A 16,340-nucleotide genomic window follows, 5' to 3' on the forward strand; every position below is an offset into this window, starting at 1 on the left:
CCATGGCCAAGCTCGAACTCCTCCCCGCCGTCGACGTCCGTGACGGCCAGGCGGTCCGCCTCGTCCACGGCGAATCCGGTACGGAGACCTCGTACGGCTCGCCCCTGGAGGCGGCGCTCGCCTGGCAGCGGGCGGGTGCCGAGTGGCTGCACCTCGTGGACCTGGACGCCGCGTTCGGCACGGGCGACAACCGCGCGCTGATCGGCGAGGTCACCAAGGCGATGGACATCAAGGTGGAGCTGTCCGGCGGCATCCGCGACGACGCCACGCTCGCCGCGGCCCTCGCCACCGGCTGCACCCGGGTGAACCTCGGCACGGCCGCCCTGGAGACGCCCGAGTGGGTCGCCAAGGTCATCGCCGAGCACGGCGACAAGATCGCGGTCGGCCTCGACGTACGCGGTACGACCCTGCGCGGGCGCGGCTGGACCCGCGACGGCGGCGACCTCTACGAGACGCTGGAGCGCCTCGACAAGGAGGGCTGCGCGCGGTACGTCGTCACGGACATCGCGAAGGACGGCACGCTCCAGGGCCCCAACCTGGAGCTCCTGAAGAACGTGTGCGCGGCGACCGACCGCCCGGTGGTGGCGTCCGGCGGGGTCTCGTCGCTTGACGACCTGCGGGCCATCGCCGAGCTCGTGCCCCTCGGTGTCGAGGGCTCGATCGTCGGCAAGGCCCTGTACGCGAAGGCGTTCACCCTGGAAGAGGCACTGGAGGCGGTGGCCAAGTGAGTGACCTGCGACGCGTCTCGACCGGAGCCCCCTGGGAGGAGGCCTTCGGGTACTCCCGCGCGGTGGAGCTGCCGAACGGGCTGGTGCTGGTCTCCGGCTGCACGTCGATAGTGGACGGCGAGATCGCCGGAGGCGGCCCGTACGAGCAGGCGGTCAACGCGTTCAAGGTCGCGCTGGCGGCGCTGGACCAGCTGGATCTCGGCCGCGAGGACGTCGTACGGACACGTATGTACCTCACCCATGCCCGCGATGTGGAGGACGTGGGACGCGCCCACAAGGAGCTGTTCGACTCCGTCCGGCCCGCCGCATCCATGATCATCGTCTCCGGTTTCGTGGACCCCAGCCTGGTGGTCGAGGTCGAGGTGGAGGCGTACCGAGAGGCGCCCGCGTCATGACCCTGGCCGTACGAGTCATCCCCTGCCTGGACGTCGACAACGGCCGGGTCGTCAAGGGCGTCAACTTCCAGAACCTGCGCGACGCGGGCGACCCCGTCGAGATGGCCAAGGTGTACGACGCCGAGGGCGCCGACGAGCTGACGTTCCTGGACATCACCGCGTCCTCCGGCAACCGCGAGACCACGTACGACGTGGTGCGCCGCACCGCCGAGCAGGTGTTCATCCCGCTGACGGTGGGAGGCGGCGTCCGTACGGCGGAGGACGTCGACAAGCTGCTGCGGGCGGGCGCGGACAAGGTCGGCGTCAACACGGCGGCCATCGCCCGCCCCGACCTGATCCGGGAGATCGCCGAGCGGTTCGGGCGGCAGGTGCTGGTGCTGTCCGTGGACGCGCGCCGGACTGCTGAGGGCACCTTCGAGGTCACCACCCACGGTGGCCGCAAGGGCACCGGCATCGACGCCGTCGAGTGGGCGCACCGGGCCGCCGAGCTGGGCGCGGGCGAGATCCTGCTCAACTCGATGGACGCCGACGGCACGAAGGACGGCTACGACATCGAGATGATCGAGGCCGTACGGAAGCACGTCACGGTGCCGGTGATCGCCTCCGGCGGCGCGGGCCGGCTGGCCGACTTCCCGCCGGCCGTCGCCGCGGGCGCGGACGCCGTGCTCGCCGCGTCCGTCTTCCACTTCGGCGACCTGCGGATCGGCGAGGTGAAGCAGGCGCTGCGGGAGGCGGGGCATCCGGTGCGGTGACGCCCCGGAGACCCGTCCACGCACTCGCTCACGCATAGGAGAGGTTCGGTAAGCCCCGGTCACCTGGTGGCCGGGGCTTACTCGTGGCGAGAAGGGAAAGAAAAGTTGCGCAATTTATATTGCGCAACTTTTCTTTCGTATCTACGGTGGTGTCATGAGCGGCACGGAGAACCTCCCGATCACGGACCTGGGCACCCTCAAGGCCCTGGCCCACCCCCTGCGGATGCAGCTGTACCGAGGGCTGTGCGTGGCCCGCACCGCCACCGCCTCCCAGCTCGCCGAGCAGGTCGACGAAGCGGTCTCACTGGTCAGCTACCACCTGCGCAAGCTCGCCGAGCACGGGCTGATCGAGGCGGCCGAGCCACAGAGCGGGGACGGCCGCGAGCGCTGGTGGCAGCCCTCCTCGCAGGGCGTGAGCATCAGGGACAAGGACTTCCGGGACGCACCCGAGAGGGCCTCCGCGCATCTGGCCGCCACCAGGCTCTTCCACGAGCAGCGGGCCGACATGTACCGCCGCTACCTCGACGAACGCCCCACCTGGGGCGCCGAGTGGAACTCCGCCGCACCCGACAACGAGTCGCTGCTGCGGCTGACCCCCGCCGAACTGGCCGAACTCGGCGCGGAGCTGCTCGCCCTCGCCAGGAAGTACGACGAGAAGGGTCGCGCCGCCGAGGCGGCCGGCGCGACCGAGGGGCGCGAGAACGTCGCGCTGCACGTGTACGGATTCCCGTTCCGCACCTGAGAGTTCGCAGCCCTGGGAGGGCACGCCCGTATGTCCACGACGTCCATACCCCCGGCCGCCGTCTCCGACGGGCCGGCCCACCGTGACCCGAACGTCCTGCGCTGGCTCGGCGCCTACGCCGCGTCCATGGTCGGCGACAACATCTACTACCTCGCGCTGACCTGGGCCGCCGTCCAGGCGGGCACGCCCGCGCAGGCAGGGATCGTGGCGGCCGTGAGCGCCGTGCCGCGCGCCCTGCTGATGCTCGGCGGGGGAGTGTTGGCCGACCGGTTCGGACCCCGGAAGGTCGTCATCGGCAGTGACGCCGTGCGGTGCGCGGCCGTGCTCGCGGTGGCCGCACTGCTCTTCGCCACGACCCCCGGGCTGTGGCCGCTGGCGCTGCTCGCCCTCGTCTTCGGCACGGTCGACGCCGTCTTCATGCCCGCGGTGGGCGCCCTGCCGGCCCGCATCACCGGCCGCGACCAGCTCACCCGCGTCCAGGGCATGCGCGGCCTCGCCATCCGCTTCGCCAACGTCGTGGGCGCGCCGCTCGGCGGTCTGGGCATCGCACTGGGCGGGCCCGCCGCGGCCTTCGGACTGGCCGGGCTGCTGATCGCGGTGTCGGTGCCCCTGCTGGTCTCCCTGCGGGTCGCCGACCTCCCCGGGGACGACAGGGCCGCCGAACGCCCCACCGCCTGGAGCGACCTCCGCGACGGACTGCGCTACATCCGCGGTCACCGCGTCCTGGCCCCGCTGATCGTCGCCATCGCCCTCGGGGACCTGGGCTTCGTCGGCCCGCTCAACGTGGGGCTGACCCTGCTCGCCGACGAGCGCGGCTGGGGCGCCTCAGGCGTGGGCTGGGTGCTCGCCGGGTTCGGCGTGGGCGCGGGCAGCGCCGCACTGCTGCTCGCCGTACGCGGGGGCCTTCCGCACGCCGGACGCGTCATGGCGGTGACGATCCTGACGGGCTCGGTCGCGGTCGGTGCCCTGGCCTATGTGCCGAACGTCGTCGCGGCGGCGGGCGTCGCCGTCCTCATCGGCCTGCTCACGGGCCTCAGCGGCGCCCTGTGCGGCGCACTGCTGCAGACCCGGACCGACCCCGCCTACCTGGGCAGGGTCAGCTCCGTGTCCGGCATCGTCAGCCTCGGCCTCGCCCCGCTCAGCATGCCGCTGTCCGCCGCCGCGATCGGCGCGTGGGGCACAGGCCCGGTCTTTGTCGTCAGCGCGGCCGTGTGCGGCCTCGGTGGGGTGCTCGCACTGTGCGTACGCGACCTCCGCCGGGCCGTACTCCCGAAGTAGCCGTACTCCCGAAGCAGCTGTCAGATGCCCAACTGCTTCGCCTCGTGCAGTTTGGCGATCGCGTCCTTGTCGCCCTCCAGTTCCACGTCCGCGGCGTTCTGGCGGCCGTGGACGAACATGACGAGTTCGGACGGCTCTCCCGTGACCGTGACGACCGGTGTGCCCCGGTGGGCGACCGCCGTCTGGCCGTCCGGGCGGCGGAGCACCAGGCCGGTGGGGGCGCCGCGGCCCATGAGGCGGGCCCCGCGCTCCAGACGGGACCACAGGGCGTCCTGGAAGACGGAGTCGAGCTCGCGGGGAACCCAGTCGGGCTGGGCGCGGCGTACGTCCTCGGTGTGGACGTAGAACTCGATCGCGTTGGACGCCTCGTCGATCTGCTTGAGGGAGAAGGGCGAGAAGCGCGGCGGTCCCGTACGGATGAGCTGGATCAGCTCCTCGTACGGCTTCTCGGTGAACTCGGCCATCACCCGGTCGAGGCGCGAGGCGAGCTGCTTGATCAGGATGCCGCCCGCGGCATCCGGGCGGCGCTCGCGCACGACCACGTGCGCGGCGAGATCACGGGTGTTCCAGCCCTCGCACAGAGTGGGGGCGTCCGGGCCCTCCGTCTCCAACAGATCCGCGAGGAGAAGTCGTTCACGCTTTGCATGGGTCGACATGCCTGCCAGCCTACGACTGCCTCCGGGGTCCGCCCAGTGGACAGGGGCACAGGAGTGTCCGACCGGCGCGGCACAATGGTCGTCATGACCAGCACGCCCCCGCCCGGCACGCCCAGCAGCCTGGATCCCGAGATCGCCGCCCGCCTCAGGCGCAGCGCCGACGGGCTCGTTCCCGCCATCGCCCAGCAGTACGACACCGGAGAGGTGCTGATGCTCGGCTGGATGGACGACGAGGCACTGCATCGCACGCTGACGACCGGCCGGTGCACCTACTGGTCGCGCAGCCGCCAGGAGTACTGGGTCAAGGGCGACACCTCCGGTCACTTCCAGTGGGTCAGGTCCGTCGCCCTCGACTGCGACGCGGACACCGTGCTGGTCAAGGTCGACCAGGTGGGCGCCGCCTGCCACACCGGCGACCGCACCTGCTTCGACGCCGACGTGCTCCTCAAGGACGCCGAGGGCGCCATGGGCACCGAGGGCGTCGCGGACACCGGGGGCGCCGATTCCGGCGTACCCGCCGTGGATCAGTAAGGTCAGCCGCCATGGACCTCGAGACCTTCCGCAAGCTGGCCACCGACCGGCGTGTCATCCCCGTCAGCCGCAAGCTCCTCGCGGACGGCGACACGCCCGTCGCGCTCTACCGCAAGCTCGCCGCCGAGCGCCCCGGCACCTTCCTCCTGGAGTCCGCGGAGAACGGCCGCTCCTGGTCCCGCTACTCGTTCGTGGGCGTCCGCTCCGCCGCCACCCTCACCGAGCGTGACGGCCAGGCCCACTGGCTGGGCACCCCGCCCGTCGGCGTCCCGGCCGACGGCGACCCCCTCGCCGCCCTGCGCGCCACCATCGAGGCCCTCCATACCCCTCACGACCTCGTGTACGACCAGGGACTGCCGCCCTTCACCGGCGGAATGGTCGGCTACCTCGGCTACGACATCGTCCGCCGACTGGAGAAGATCGGCCCCGGCGAGCGCGACGACCTGAAGCTGCCCGAGCTCACCATGCTGCTCACCAGCGATCTCGCGGTCATGGACCACTGGGACGGCTCGGTCCTGCTGATCGCCAACGCGATCAACCACAACGACCTCGACACGGGCGTCGACGAGGCGTACGCGGACGCGGTGGCCCGCCTCGACGCCATGGAGGCGGACCTCTCGCGCTCCGTCTCGCAGCCCCCGGCCGCCCTCCCGCCGTCCGAGCTCCCCGAGTACACCGCGCTGTGGGGCGGCCCCGACTACCAGGTGGCCGTCGAGGACATCAAGGAGCGCATCCGGGCCGGCGAGGCCTTCCAGGTCGTCCCCTCCCAGCGCTTCGAAACACCGTGCACGGCAAGCGCGTTGGACGTGTACCGGGTCCTGCGGGCCACCAACCCGTCCCCGTACATGTACCTCTTCCGCTTCGACGGCTTCGACGTCGTGGGCTCCTCCCCGGAGGCACTCGTCAAGGTCGAGGACGGACAGGCGATGGTGCACCCCATCGCGGGCACCCGGCCGCGCGGCGCCACGGTCCAGGAGGACCAGGCCCTCGCCGACGAGCTGATCGCCGACCCCAAGGAGCGCGCCGAGCACCTGATGCTCGTCGACCTGGGGCGCAACGACCTGGGGCGGGTCTGCGAGCCCGGCTCCGTCGAGGTCGTCGACTTCATGTCCATCGAGCGGTACTCGCACGTCATGCACATCGTGTCCACGGTCACGGGCCGGGTGGCCGAGGGGCGTACGGCCTTCGACGTACTCACCGCCTGCTTCCCCGCGGGCACCCTCTCCGGAGCCCCCAAGCCCCGCGCGATGCAGATCATCGACGAACTGGAGCCCTCGCGGCGCGGGCTCTACGGCGGCTGCGTCGGCTACCTCGACTTCGCGGGCGACTCCGACACCGCCATCGCGATCCGGACGGCCCTGCTCCGGGACGGCACGGCGTACGTGCAGGCCGGCGCCGGAGTCGTCGCCGACTCGGACCCCGTCGCCGAGGACACCGAGTGCCGCAACAAGGCGGCGGCCGTCCTGCGCGCGGTCCACACGGCGAACCGGCTCGGACGACCGTAGGTCACATATCGCCCCGGACCCCGGGAAACGGCAGTACAGCCGGACGTACGCGGGCAGTGGGACGTGAGTCACGTGAACCCCGGGTGACGGTTCGCCCGGGGTTCAGGCGATAGTGGAGTACGTGACTGCTGTTCCGCACCCCCGATCCGAAGCCCCCGGACCCGCCCGGTCCGGCCGCCGAAGCCTCGCCCTCGCCCTGCTGTTCGGCGCGCTCGGCGCGGTCGTCGCGCTGCTCGCCTCACGGCAGGGCTGGTCGGAGGGCACCGCGACGGTGGCCGGCGGCGAATTCCCGCTGAGCGCCAAGGGCGGCGATGTGACGGGCGTGCCCGCGTCCCTCGCCATAGTGGGCCTCGCCGCTCTCGTCGCCGTCTTCGCCGTCCGCCGCGCCGGCCGTTTCCTGGTCGCCGGGCTCCTCGCGCTCTCCGGCGCGGGCACCGTCGTCTCGGCGCTCCTCGGCGCCTCCGACACCTCCGCGCTCGACGAGAAGGCCGCCCAGGCCTCCGGCGACAGCGGGGCGACCGTGGACGCCATGACCCACACCGCCTGGCCGTACGTGGCCGCGGCGGGGGGCGTGCTGCTGCTCCTCGCCGGACTCCTCGCGCTGCGGTACGGGCGGCTCTGGCCGGCCATGTCCGGGCGCTACGAGCGTGACGGCACGCCCCGCCCTCGCAAGACCCGGGCCCCGGCCGACCCCGAGCGGCCCGAGGAGATCTGGAAGGCGCTGGACCGAGGTGAGGACCCCACGGGGGCGTGAGCGCTTCGCCGGGTTCCGTTGAGAGCGCAGTTCGGATGGTGCGGGTCCGTCGTGGCTGGTCGCGCCTCGCGGCGGAGCCGCAAAATGTCACAGCCCCGCGCCCCTTACGGAGCGCAGATGTCCCGCGTGCCTGACGGGCCGCGGCACCCCCGCGCAGGCCGCACGCGCGCGTGCGGGACAATGGTCGGTGAGCGTCCGACTCACACACGCACAGAGCAACACAGATCATGAGGAGCTAAGTCATGGCGGGCAGCAACCACGGTCACACTCCGGCCGCCTGGACCGGTGTCACCATCGCAGTCATCGGTTTCTGCGTCTCCGGTGCCTTCATGGTGATGGCCAATCCGCTGGGCTTCTGGGCCGGCCTGGTCGTCGTGGCCCTCGGTGGCGTGGTCGGCATGGCGATGAGCGCGGCGGGCCTGGGCAAGCAGAAGGCCGCCCCCCGGACCCACCAGGTGGCGTCCGCGTCCGCCGAGAGCTGATCCTCACAGCGTGCTGAGAGGCGGAACCGGCTTCGACCGCCGGGCCCGCCTCTTTCGCGTACGGACGGGCTTCCTCGTGTAAGGACATGCTCACTCGCGTACGGACGTGCCTCCTCGCGTACGCGCATGTGTGCGGTGTGTGCCCCGGCGCGGCAGAATGCGTGGGGTGAACGCCGAGACCCAGAGGGTGACGCCCGCTCCCGGACCCGTACCGCAGGGGTCCGTGGCCCGGCGGCTCCTCGTGCCCGGCGGAATCCTCGCGGCCGTGGCCGGCGCCTTCGCGTACGTGGGGGCGGTCGATCCGAACGAGCCGGGGCACTACCCCGCCTGTCCGCTGCTCCAGTACGCCGGCGTGTACTGCCCCGGCTGCGGCGGACTGCGCAGCGCGCACGCCGTCGCGCACGGGGACCTCGTGGCGGCGCTCGGGGCCAACGCGGTCGCCGTCGTGGGGTATCTGGTGTTCGCCGTCGTGTGGACCGTCTGGGTGATCCGTACGGTCCGGGGACGGCCCCTGCGCATCGATGCCCGACCGTCCGTCCTGTGGGGCCTGGGTGCGTTGCTGCTGGTCTTCACGGTTGTCCGGAACCTGCCGTTCGGTGGCTGGCTGCATCCTTGATCAATCGGTGAACGTCCAGGTAGTGGGACCGGCGTCAACCGGATGCGAGGCCTAAGCCCTCCTCCGGATACCATCGCAGTGACCATCGGTTTCGTCCGAAGCGAGACGGACCCGGGTCAACCGCAGAAGCGCTACAACTGTCAACCGTCTGGGAAGGGGGCCGCTCGCGTGAGTGTGCTCGACGAGATCATCGACGGAGTCCGTGCCGACCTCGCGGAGCGGCAGGCGCGCGTCAGCCTCGACGAGCTCAAGGAGCGCGCCGCGAAGGCTCAGCCTGCCAAGGACGGTGTCGCGGCCCTGCGCGGCGACGGCGTCAAGGTCATCTGTGAGGTCAAGCGTTCCAGCCCGTCCAAGGGCGCCCTCGCCGCGATCGCCGACCCGGCCGCACTCGCCGCCGACTACGAGGCGGGCGGCGCGGCCGTCATCTCCGTCCTCACGGAGCAGCGCCGCTTCGGCGGATCGCTGGCCGACCTGGAGGCCGTCCGCGCCCGGGTCGACATCCCGGTGCTGCGCAAGGACTTCATCGTCACCTCCTACCAGCTGTGGGAGGCCCGGGCGTACGGCGCGGACCTCGCGCTGCTCATCGTGGCCGCCCTCGACCAGCCCGCCCTGGAGTCCCTCATCGAGCGCGCCGAGTCCATCGGGCTCACACCGCTCGTCGAGGTGCACGACGAGGACGAGGTCGAGCGGGCGGTGGACGCCGGTGCGAAGGTCATCGGCGTCAACGCGCGCAACCTCAAGGACCTCAAGGTCGACCGCGGCACCTTCGACCGTGTCGCCCCCGAGATCCCGGCGCACATCGTGAAGATCGCCGAGTCCGGCGTCCGCGGGCCGCACGACCTCATCGCGTACGCCAACGCGGGCGCCGACGCCGTGCTGGTGGGCGAGTCCCTGGTCACCGGCCGGGACCCGAAGACCGCCGTCTCCGACCTGGTCGCCGCGGGAGCCCATCCCGCACTGCGGCACGGACGGGGCTGACACCTCCGGATGTACGCCGACCGTTCCCTCGCCGCCACGACCACCCGTCCGGGCCCAGGCCCCGACGGCGGTCCGGCGAGCGTACGGTCGGCCGCCGCGGGCCCCTCGGTGGCCCGTGGCCCCTACGCACGGCTCGCCCGCGGCTGCCGTCCGCGCGGCTGCCGGGCGCCCGCGCGGCGCGTGCACGGTCGCCGGGTGCGGTACGTCATCGGTGACGAGCCCGGCCAGGTCAACGGCATGCGATGGCGTCGGCGCGTACGCGCCACCGCCGACGGTGGGCTCCGCCCCGTCTCCTGACGGGGGTCGCGGCCCGGTTCGGCACCGCCGATCACCGCCGATCACAGCCGACCACCGCCGTGGGGCCTCGCGCCGTCGCGGCGGGGAGTGGTACGCCTCCATATGAGCGAACCTTTCGGCGGCCGTGGCGCAGACGTGACCGTCCATCCGACCTGTTGACCGGGGCTGTCGCCCCTGCGAGGTAACCGCATGCCCAGCGAGTTCTTCATTCCCGACCCCGAGGGTCAGGTCCCCAGCGCCGAGGGATACTTCGGCGCGTTCGGCGGGAAATTCATCCCGGAGGCGCTGGTCGCCGCCGTGGACGAGGTCGCCGTGGAGTACGACAAGGCGAAGTCCGACCCCGAGTTCGCCCGGGAACTGGACGACCTGCTCGTCCACTACACCGGCCGCCCCAGCTCCCTCACCGAGGTGCGGCGCTTCGCCGAACACGCGGGTGGCGCCCGGGTGTTCCTCAAGCGCGAGGACCTGAACCACACCGGCTCCCACAAGATCAACAACGTGCTCGGGCAGGCCCTGCTCACCCGGCGCATGGGCAAGACCCGGGTCATCGCCGAGACCGGCGCGGGCCAGCACGGTGTCGCGACGGCCACCGCCTGCGCGCTGTTCGGCCTCGAATGCACCATCTACATGGGCGAGATCGACACGCAGCGCCAGGCCCTGAACGTGGCCCGGATGCGCATGCTCGGCGCCGAGGTCATCGCCGTGAAGTCCGGCAGCCGCACGCTGAAGGACGCCATCAACGAGGCCTTCCGCGACTGGGTCGCCAACGTCGACCGCACCCACTACCTGTTCGGCACGGTCGCGGGACCGCACCCCTTCCCCGCGATGGTCCGCGACTTCCACCGCGTCATCGGCGTCGAGGCCAGGCGGCAGATCCTGGAGCGCGCGGGCCGTCTCCCCGACGCGGCCGTCGCCTGCGTCGGCGGCGGTTCCAACGCCATCGGTCTCTTCCACGCCTTCATCCCGGACGCGGACGTACGCCTCATCGGCTGCGAGCCCGCCGGACACGGCATCGAGACCGGTGAGCACGCGGCCACCCTCACCGCGGGCGAGCCCGGCATCCTGCACGGCTCGCGGTCGTACGTCCTCCAGGACGAGGAGGGCCAGATCACCGAGCCGTACTCGATCTCGGCCGGACTCGACTACCCGGGCATCGGCCCCGAGCACGCGTACCTCAAGGACAGCGGACGCGGTGAGTACCGTGCCGTCACCGACGACGCGGCGATGCAGGCCCTGCGCCTGCTCTCCCGTACCGAGGGCATCATCCCGGCGATCGAGAGCGCGCACGCGCTGGCCGGCGCCCTGGAGGTCGGCAAGGAGCTGGGGCCCGACGGGCTGATCGTCGTCAACCTCTCCGGGCGCGGCGACAAGGACATGGACACGGCCGCCCGTTACTTCGGCCTGTACGACGAGGGCGCCGACGCCGTCGTCGAGGCGGATGCCGACAGCGACAGCGCGGAGATCGAGGGGGACGCCAAGTGAGCGGCAACATCCAGCTGTTGAGCGACACCCTCGCCGGTGCGAAGGCCGAGGGGCGCTCCGCGCTCATCGCCTACCTGCCGGCCGGCTTCCCGACCGTCGACGGCGGGATCGCGGCCATCAAGGCCGTCTTCGAGGGCGGCGCGGACGTCGTCGAGGTCGGGCTGCCGCACAGCGACCCCGTCCTCGACGGACCGGTCATCCAGACCGCCGACGACATCGCCCTGCGAGGCGGCGTCAAGATCGCGGACGTCATGCGCACGGTCCGCGAGGCGTACGAGGCGACCGGCAAACCCGTCCTCGTGATGACGTACTGGAACCCGATCGACCGCTACGGCGTCGAGCGCTTCACCGCCGAGCTCGCCGAGGCGGGCGGCGCGGGCTGCATCCTGCCCGACCTGCCCGTGCAGGAGTCCGCGCTGTGGAGGGAGCACGCCGAGAAGCACGGCCTCGCGACCGTCTTCGTCGTCGCCCCCAGCAGCAAGGACGCCCGGCTCGCCGAGATCACGAAGGCGGGCTCCGGCTTCGTCTACGCGGCCTCGCTGATGGGCGTCACCGGGACACGTGCGTCTGTGGGCGCGCAGGCCCAGGACCTGGTGCGGCGCACCAAGGCCACCACCGACATCCCGGTCTGTGTCGGCCTCGGCGTCTCGAACGCCGAGCAGGCCTCCGAGGTGGCCGGCTTCGCCGACGGCGTCATCGTCGGCTCGGCCTTCGTGAAGCGGATGCTGGACGCCCCGGACGAGGCCGCTGGCCTGGACGCCGTACGCGCCCTCGCCGCCGACCTCGCGAAGGGCGTGCGCGGCACGGCGTGACCAATTGTCCGTTGCGTACAGCTGTTCACGTACGTAACGGACAATCCGCTCACTCGAACGGGTGGACCTGGGGCCGGGGAGGCGCGGTGCGCCTCCCCGGTTCGTTCTGCGGGATGTGAGCGAGAAGAACCGTGACGGAAAGCGCACCGCCCGCGAGCGGCTGGCGGAAGAGCGAGCGAAGCAGAAGACGGCGGAGAAGCGCCGGCGCGTGCTGATCGTGGGCGGTGCCGTCGTCTGCGTGCTGGCACTGGCCGCGGTCGGCGGTGTGCTGGCCGCGAACGCAGGCAAGGACAAGACCGACACGGCGGGCCCGGTGACGGCCCCCTCGGGGGCGAACGGCGACGACAGCCTGGCCATCCCCGTCGGCAAGGAGAGCGCCAAGTCGACCCTCACCGTGTGGGAGGACTTCCGCTGCCCGGCCTGCAAGAGCTTCGAGGACGCCTACCGCTCGACGATCCACGAGCTGACGGACGCCGGACAGCTCAAGGTCGAGTACCACCTCGCGACCCTGATCGACGGGAACATGGGAGGCAGCGGCTCCCTGCGCGCGGCCAACGCCGCGGCCTGTTCCCAGGACGCCGGGAAGTTCACCGCGTACCACGACGTGCTGTTCGAGAACCAGCCCGCCGAGACGGACGACGCGTACGCGAAGAACAGCAAGCTGATCGAGCTGGCCGGCAAGGTCGACGGGCTGGACACCGGCCCGTTCAAGAAGTGCGTCGACGACGGGGCGCACGACAGCTGGGTCGCCAAGTCCCACCAGGCCTTCCAGGGCGGCGGCTTCAGCGGCACGCCGACGGTGCTGCTGAACGGCAAGAACATCTACCAGGACCAGTCGATGACCCCGGCGAAGCTGAAGCAGATGGTGCAGCAGGCCGACAAGGCGTGAGGCGCGGAGCCGCAGAGGTGGAGGCGCGAGGCGCCGAGGTCTGAGGCCGTGGTGGTAGGTGGAGCAGGAGGCCGGTGGGCCGCCCGGCGCTTCGCGGATGTCACATCCGCACCGGAGGCCCCGTGGGTCCCGTCGGTCTCGTTATGGAGCCGTAGCCCGGGCGGGTTGTCGTACGTGCCGCCCGGCAGGGTAGCGTCGACTCCGCCATGGAAATTGCCTACATCCCCAGCCCGTCGCGCGGAGTGTACGAACTATTCGGCGTCATTCCGCTGCGCGGCTACGCGTTCTGCATCATCATCGGCGTCTTCGTAGCCGTCTGGCTCGGCAACAGGCGATGGATCGCGCGCGGGGGCCGACCAGGCACCGTGGCGGACGTCGCCGTGTGGGCCGTGCCGTTCGGTCTCGTCGGCGGGCGGCTCTACCACGTCATCACCGACTACCAGCTGTACTTCAGCGAGGGTCAGGACTGGGTCGACGCCTTCAAGATCTGGGAGGGCGGCCTCGGTATCTGGGGCGCCATCGCGTTCGGCGCGGTGGGTGCCTGGATCGGCTGCCGCAGCCGCGGGATCCCGCTGCCGGCGTGGGCCGACGCCCTCGCGCCCGGCATCGCCCTCGCGCAGGCCATCGGCCGCTGGGGCAACTGGTTCAACCAGGAGCTGTACGGGCGGGAGACGGACCTCCCCTGGGCGCTGCACATCACGTCCTCGACGGACGGCCGGGTGCCGGGCTACTACCACCCGACCTTCCTGTACGAGTCGTTGTGGTGCATCGGTGTCGCGGTCCTCGTCATCTGGGCCGACCGCCGCTTCAAGCTCGGCCACGGCCGCGCCTTCGCCCTGTACGTGGCCGCGTACTGCGCGGGCCGCTTCTGGATCGAGGCCATGCGGGTCGACGAGGCCCACCACTTCCTGGGGATGCGCCTCAACGAGTGGACCTCGATCGTCGTCTTCCTCCTCGCAGTCCTCTACATCGTGCTGTCGGCCCGGCTCCGTCCGGGACGCGAAGAGGTCGTCGAACCGGGTGCCTCCGACGAGGACACCGACGACGACGGCGCCGCGGTGAAGCTGGACAAGAAGTCCGAGGACGAGGACTCCGAGAAGAAGGACTCCGAGACCAAGGTCTCCGAGGGCAAGAAGTCCGAGGCCAAGAAGTCCGAGGACGTGGACGAGAAGGAGACGGCCGAGGCCGAAACCGACTCCAGCTCCGGCTCCTCTGAGTCGGAGACCGACGACTCGTCGAGTTCCGTCGAGGCGAAGGACAAGGAAGCCGAGTCGGCCAAGAAGGCCTGACCTCAGTTCGTACGTGGAGGGGGCGCCCCGAGCAGTTGGGGCGCCCCCTCCACGTGTGCGTGCACGACTAGCGGCGGCGGGCCAGTGTCAGGGTGCGGTGGGCCGCCGCCACCACCGCCGCGTCGATGAAGCGGCCGTCCGGGAGGGCCTGGGCGCCGGGGTGGGTGGCCGCGGCCTTGACGACCGACTCGGCCGATTCGATGTCCGCCGGGGTCGGGAGGTAGGCCGTCTCGATCACCGGGAGCTGACGGGGATGGATGGCCGCGCGGCCGAGGAAGCCCAGCGCGCGGCCGTGGGCGCAGGACGCGGCCAGACCGGCGAGGTCGCGTACGTCGGTATGGACGGACTGGGGCGGCGGGGCGAGACCTGCCGCCCGGGCGGCCAGGACCACTCGGGAGCGGGGCCAGTCGAGGCCCGCGTCGTCGCGTACGCCGAGGTCGGCCCGGAGGTCGGCCTCGCCGAGCGCGATGCCGCGCAGTGCGGTGTGGGCCGTGGCGATCGCGTAGGCGTGCTCGACGGCGAGGGCCGATTCCAGGAGGGCGTACAGGGGGATGTGCGGGGCCCTGTCCGCCGCACGCACGACCTGGGCGGGCGTCGTGATCTTGGGCAGGCGGATGCCCGCGAGGCCCGACAGGGACGGGAGCGCGGCCAGGGTCCGGAGGTCGGCGGCGGACTCCGGGCTGTCCGGGGCGTTGACGCGGACGTGCACCGGGACCGGGAGCGGGGACGGCTCGGACAGGAGGTCGGCGGTGGCGGCGCGGGCGTACTCCTTGCGGTCGGGGGCGACCGCGTCCTCCAGGTCGACGACGACCACGTCGGCGCCCGCGACCAGGGCCTTCGCCACCACTTCGGGGCGGTCGCCGGGTACGTACAGCCAGGTGAGAGCGAAGGCGTCGGTCGCTCCTGGGCCGCCGGTGGCTTCCGTGGTCACAGGGCGCCCTCCGCTCTGAGCGTGGTGATCTCGGCCTCCGTCAGGCCGAGTTCGGCGAGGACGGTGTCCGTGTCGGCGCCGTGCGGGCGGCCCGCCCAGCGGATTCCGCCGGGGGTCTCGGTGAGGCGGAAGAGGACGTTCTGCATGCGCAGCGGGCCCAGTTCGGGGTCGTCGACGGTGGTGACCGTGTCGAGGGCGGCGTACTGAGGGTCCGTCATGACGTCGCGTACGTCCTGGATGGGAGCCACGGCGGCCTCCGCCTTCTCGAACTCCGCGATGACCTCCTCGCGGGTGTGTTCGGCGATCCACGATCCGACCGCCTCGTCGAGGACGTCGGTGTGGCGGGCCCGTTCCGCGCCGGTGGTGAACCAGGGTTCGGCGGTCAGGTCCGGGCGGCCGACCAGGCGCATCACGCGTTCGGCGACCGACTGGGCCGAGGTCGAGACGGCGACCCAACTGCCGTCCGCGGTGCGGTAGGTGTTGCGGGGCGCGTTGTTCTGGGAGCGGTTGCCCGTGCGGGGCTGGACGTGGCCCAACTGGTCGTACCAGAGCGGCTGCGGGCCCAGGACCGTGAGGATCGGCTCGATGATCGCCATGTCGACGACCTGCCCGCGGCCCGTGCGGTCGCGGGCCGCGAGGGCCGTCATCACCGCGTACGCCGTGGCCAGGCCCGCGATCGAGTCGGCGAGGCCGAAGGGCGGGAGGGTCGGCGGGGCGTCCGGTTCGCCGGTGATCGCGGCGAAACCGCTCATCGCCTCGGCGAGCGTGCCGAAGCCGGGGCGGTGCGCGTACGGGCCGAACTGGCCGAAGCCGGTGACGCGGGCCAGGACCAGCCGGGGGTTCGCCGCCGACAGTTCCTCCCAGCCGAGGTCCCACTTCTCCAGGGTCCCGGGGCGGAAGTTCTCGATGATCACGTCGGCCGAGGCGGCCAGGCGGAGGAGGGTGGTTCGGCCGCCGTTGGTGGAGAGGTCCAGCGTCATCGTGCGTTTGTTGCGGCCGAGGAGTTTCCACCACAGGCCGATGCCGTTCTTCGACGGGCCGTGGCCGCGGGACGGGTCCGGTCTGCGGGGGTGCTCCACCTTGATGACCTCCGCGCCGAAGTCGCCGAGCATCGTGGCGGCGAGGGGGCCGGCGAAGAGGGTGGCGAGGTCGAGGACGCGGAGGCCGGTGAGGGGTGCCGGTGCGGTCACGGCGGTGTGGGTCATGGGTGGGGGGACTCCTGG

General features: G+C 71.8%; 19 protein-coding genes. 16 read left to right on the forward strand and 3 right to left on the reverse strand.

Going from position 1 to position 16,340, the window contains the following annotated elements; genetic code table 11:
* The first annotated feature begins 2 nt into the window (after positions 1–2).
* From priA to AOK17_RS10655, 5 genes are all read left to right on the forward strand, one after another.
* Positions 3–728 carry a bifunctional 1-(5-phosphoribosyl)-5-((5-phosphoribosylamino)methylideneamino)imidazole-4-carboxamide isomerase/phosphoribosylanthranilate isomerase PriA gene (priA, locus tag AOK17_RS10635; protein ID WP_055612128.1) on the forward strand — a complete coding sequence of 242 codons (726 nt, stop codon included), beginning with the start codon at positions 3–5 and terminating at the stop codon, positions 726–728.
* Complete coding sequence (locus tag AOK17_RS10640) at positions 725–1,123, forward strand: RidA family protein (protein ID WP_055612129.1); 399 nt, start codon at positions 725–727, stop codon at positions 1,121–1,123. Before priA ends, AOK17_RS10640 begins: the two co-directional genes overlap by 4 nt.
* On the forward strand, positions 1,120–1,875 hold the full coding sequence (hisF, locus tag AOK17_RS10645; RefSeq protein ID WP_055612130.1) for an imidazole glycerol phosphate synthase subunit HisF: 756 nt from the start codon (positions 1,120–1,122) through the stop codon (positions 1,873–1,875). Before AOK17_RS10640 ends, hisF begins: the two co-directional genes overlap by 4 nt.
* Positions 1,876–2,029: 154 nt before the next feature.
* The gene (locus tag AOK17_RS10650; RefSeq protein WP_055612131.1) at positions 2,030–2,617 is read left to right on the forward strand and encodes an ArsR/SmtB family transcription factor; all 588 of its coding nucleotides are present in this window, start codon (positions 2,030–2,032) and stop codon (positions 2,615–2,617) included.
* Positions 2,618–2,647: 30 nt separating this feature from the next.
* On the forward strand, positions 2,648–3,895 hold the full coding sequence (locus AOK17_RS10655; RefSeq protein WP_055612132.1) for an MFS transporter: 1,248 nt from the start codon (positions 2,648–2,650) through the stop codon (positions 3,893–3,895).
* Between the two features lie 20 nt (positions 3,896–3,915).
* Here AOK17_RS10655 and AOK17_RS10660 read toward each other — a convergent pair whose 3' ends face one another.
* Positions 3,916–4,551, reverse strand: coding sequence for a TIGR03085 family metal-binding protein (locus AOK17_RS10660; protein WP_055612133.1), 636 nt, complete (start codon positions 4,549–4,551; stop codon positions 3,916–3,918).
* An 84-nt stretch (positions 4,552–4,635) separates the two neighbouring features.
* On the opposite strand from AOK17_RS10660, the gene hisI reads away from it, so the two are divergent.
* The 11 genes from hisI (at position 4,636) to lgt (ending at position 14,186) form a co-directional block, all read left to right on the forward strand.
* Complete coding sequence (gene hisI / locus AOK17_RS10665; protein ID WP_055612155.1) at positions 4,636–5,082, forward strand: phosphoribosyl-AMP cyclohydrolase; 447 nt, start codon at positions 4,636–4,638, stop codon at positions 5,080–5,082.
* A gap of 11 nt (positions 5,083–5,093) precedes the next feature.
* Complete coding sequence (locus AOK17_RS10670) at positions 5,094–6,587, forward strand: anthranilate synthase component I (RefSeq protein WP_055612134.1); 1,494 nt, start codon at positions 5,094–5,096, stop codon at positions 6,585–6,587.
* A gap of 112 nt (positions 6,588–6,699) precedes the next feature.
* Complete coding sequence (locus AOK17_RS10675; protein ID WP_206190723.1) at positions 6,700–7,341, forward strand: TIGR02234 family membrane protein; 642 nt, start codon at positions 6,700–6,702, stop codon at positions 7,339–7,341.
* A gap of 242 nt (positions 7,342–7,583) precedes the next feature.
* Positions 7,584–7,823 carry an HGxxPAAW family protein gene (locus tag AOK17_RS10680; RefSeq protein WP_055612136.1) on the forward strand — a complete coding sequence of 80 codons (240 nt, stop codon included), beginning with the start codon at positions 7,584–7,586 and terminating at the stop codon, positions 7,821–7,823.
* A gap of 157 nt (positions 7,824–7,980) precedes the next feature.
* Positions 7,981–8,439, forward strand: coding sequence for a DUF2752 domain-containing protein (locus AOK17_RS10685; protein ID WP_055612137.1), 459 nt, complete (start codon positions 7,981–7,983; stop codon positions 8,437–8,439).
* A gap of 168 nt (positions 8,440–8,607) precedes the next feature.
* Positions 8,608–9,417, forward strand: a complete 810-nt coding sequence (gene trpC / locus AOK17_RS10690; RefSeq protein WP_055612138.1) for an indole-3-glycerol phosphate synthase TrpC — start codon at positions 8,608–8,610, stop codon at positions 9,415–9,417.
* Between the two features lie 9 nt (positions 9,418–9,426).
* A complete protein-coding gene (gene trpM / locus AOK17_RS10695; RefSeq protein ID WP_245697082.1) occupies positions 9,427–9,714 on the forward strand; it encodes a tryptophan biosynthesis modulator TrpM in 288 nt (95 codons plus the stop codon).
* A gap of 189 nt (positions 9,715–9,903) precedes the next feature.
* Positions 9,904–11,196: a tryptophan synthase subunit beta gene (gene trpB / locus AOK17_RS10700; protein ID WP_055612139.1), complete on the forward strand. Its 1,293-nt coding sequence runs from the start codon at positions 9,904–9,906 to the stop codon at positions 11,194–11,196.
* Entirely contained in the window at positions 11,193–12,008 is an 816-nt protein-coding gene (gene trpA / locus AOK17_RS10705) for a tryptophan synthase subunit alpha (RefSeq protein WP_055612140.1), read from the forward strand. Before trpB ends, trpA begins: the two co-directional genes overlap by 4 nt.
* A gap of 115 nt (positions 12,009–12,123) precedes the next feature.
* Positions 12,124–12,897: a DsbA family protein gene (locus AOK17_RS10710; protein WP_055612141.1), complete on the forward strand. Its 774-nt coding sequence runs from the start codon at positions 12,124–12,126 to the stop codon at positions 12,895–12,897.
* Positions 12,898–13,103: 206 nt separating this feature from the next.
* Positions 13,104–14,186, forward strand: a complete 1,083-nt coding sequence (gene lgt, locus AOK17_RS10715; protein WP_055612142.1) for a prolipoprotein diacylglyceryl transferase — start codon at positions 13,104–13,106, stop codon at positions 14,184–14,186.
* Between the two features lie 67 nt (positions 14,187–14,253).
* On the opposite strand, the gene AOK17_RS10720 is transcribed toward lgt, so the two are convergent.
* Positions 14,254–15,117 carry an HpcH/HpaI aldolase/citrate lyase family protein gene (locus AOK17_RS10720; protein ID WP_055612143.1) on the reverse strand — a complete coding sequence of 288 codons (864 nt, stop codon included), beginning with the start codon at positions 15,115–15,117 and terminating at the stop codon, positions 14,254–14,256.
* Positions 15,114–16,322, reverse strand: a complete 1,209-nt coding sequence (locus AOK17_RS10725) for a CaiB/BaiF CoA transferase family protein (RefSeq protein ID WP_055612144.1) — start codon at positions 16,320–16,322, stop codon at positions 15,114–15,116. The genes AOK17_RS10720 and AOK17_RS10725 overlap by 4 nt, the downstream gene beginning before the upstream one ends.
* Between the last annotated feature and the right edge of the window lie 18 nt (positions 16,323–16,340).

Origin of the sequence: Streptomyces phaeochromogenes (genome assembly GCF_001418655.1) — a bacterium.
GTDB classification, from domain to species: Bacteria; Actinomycetota; Actinomycetes; order Streptomycetales; family Streptomycetaceae; genus Streptomyces; species Streptomyces phaeochromogenes.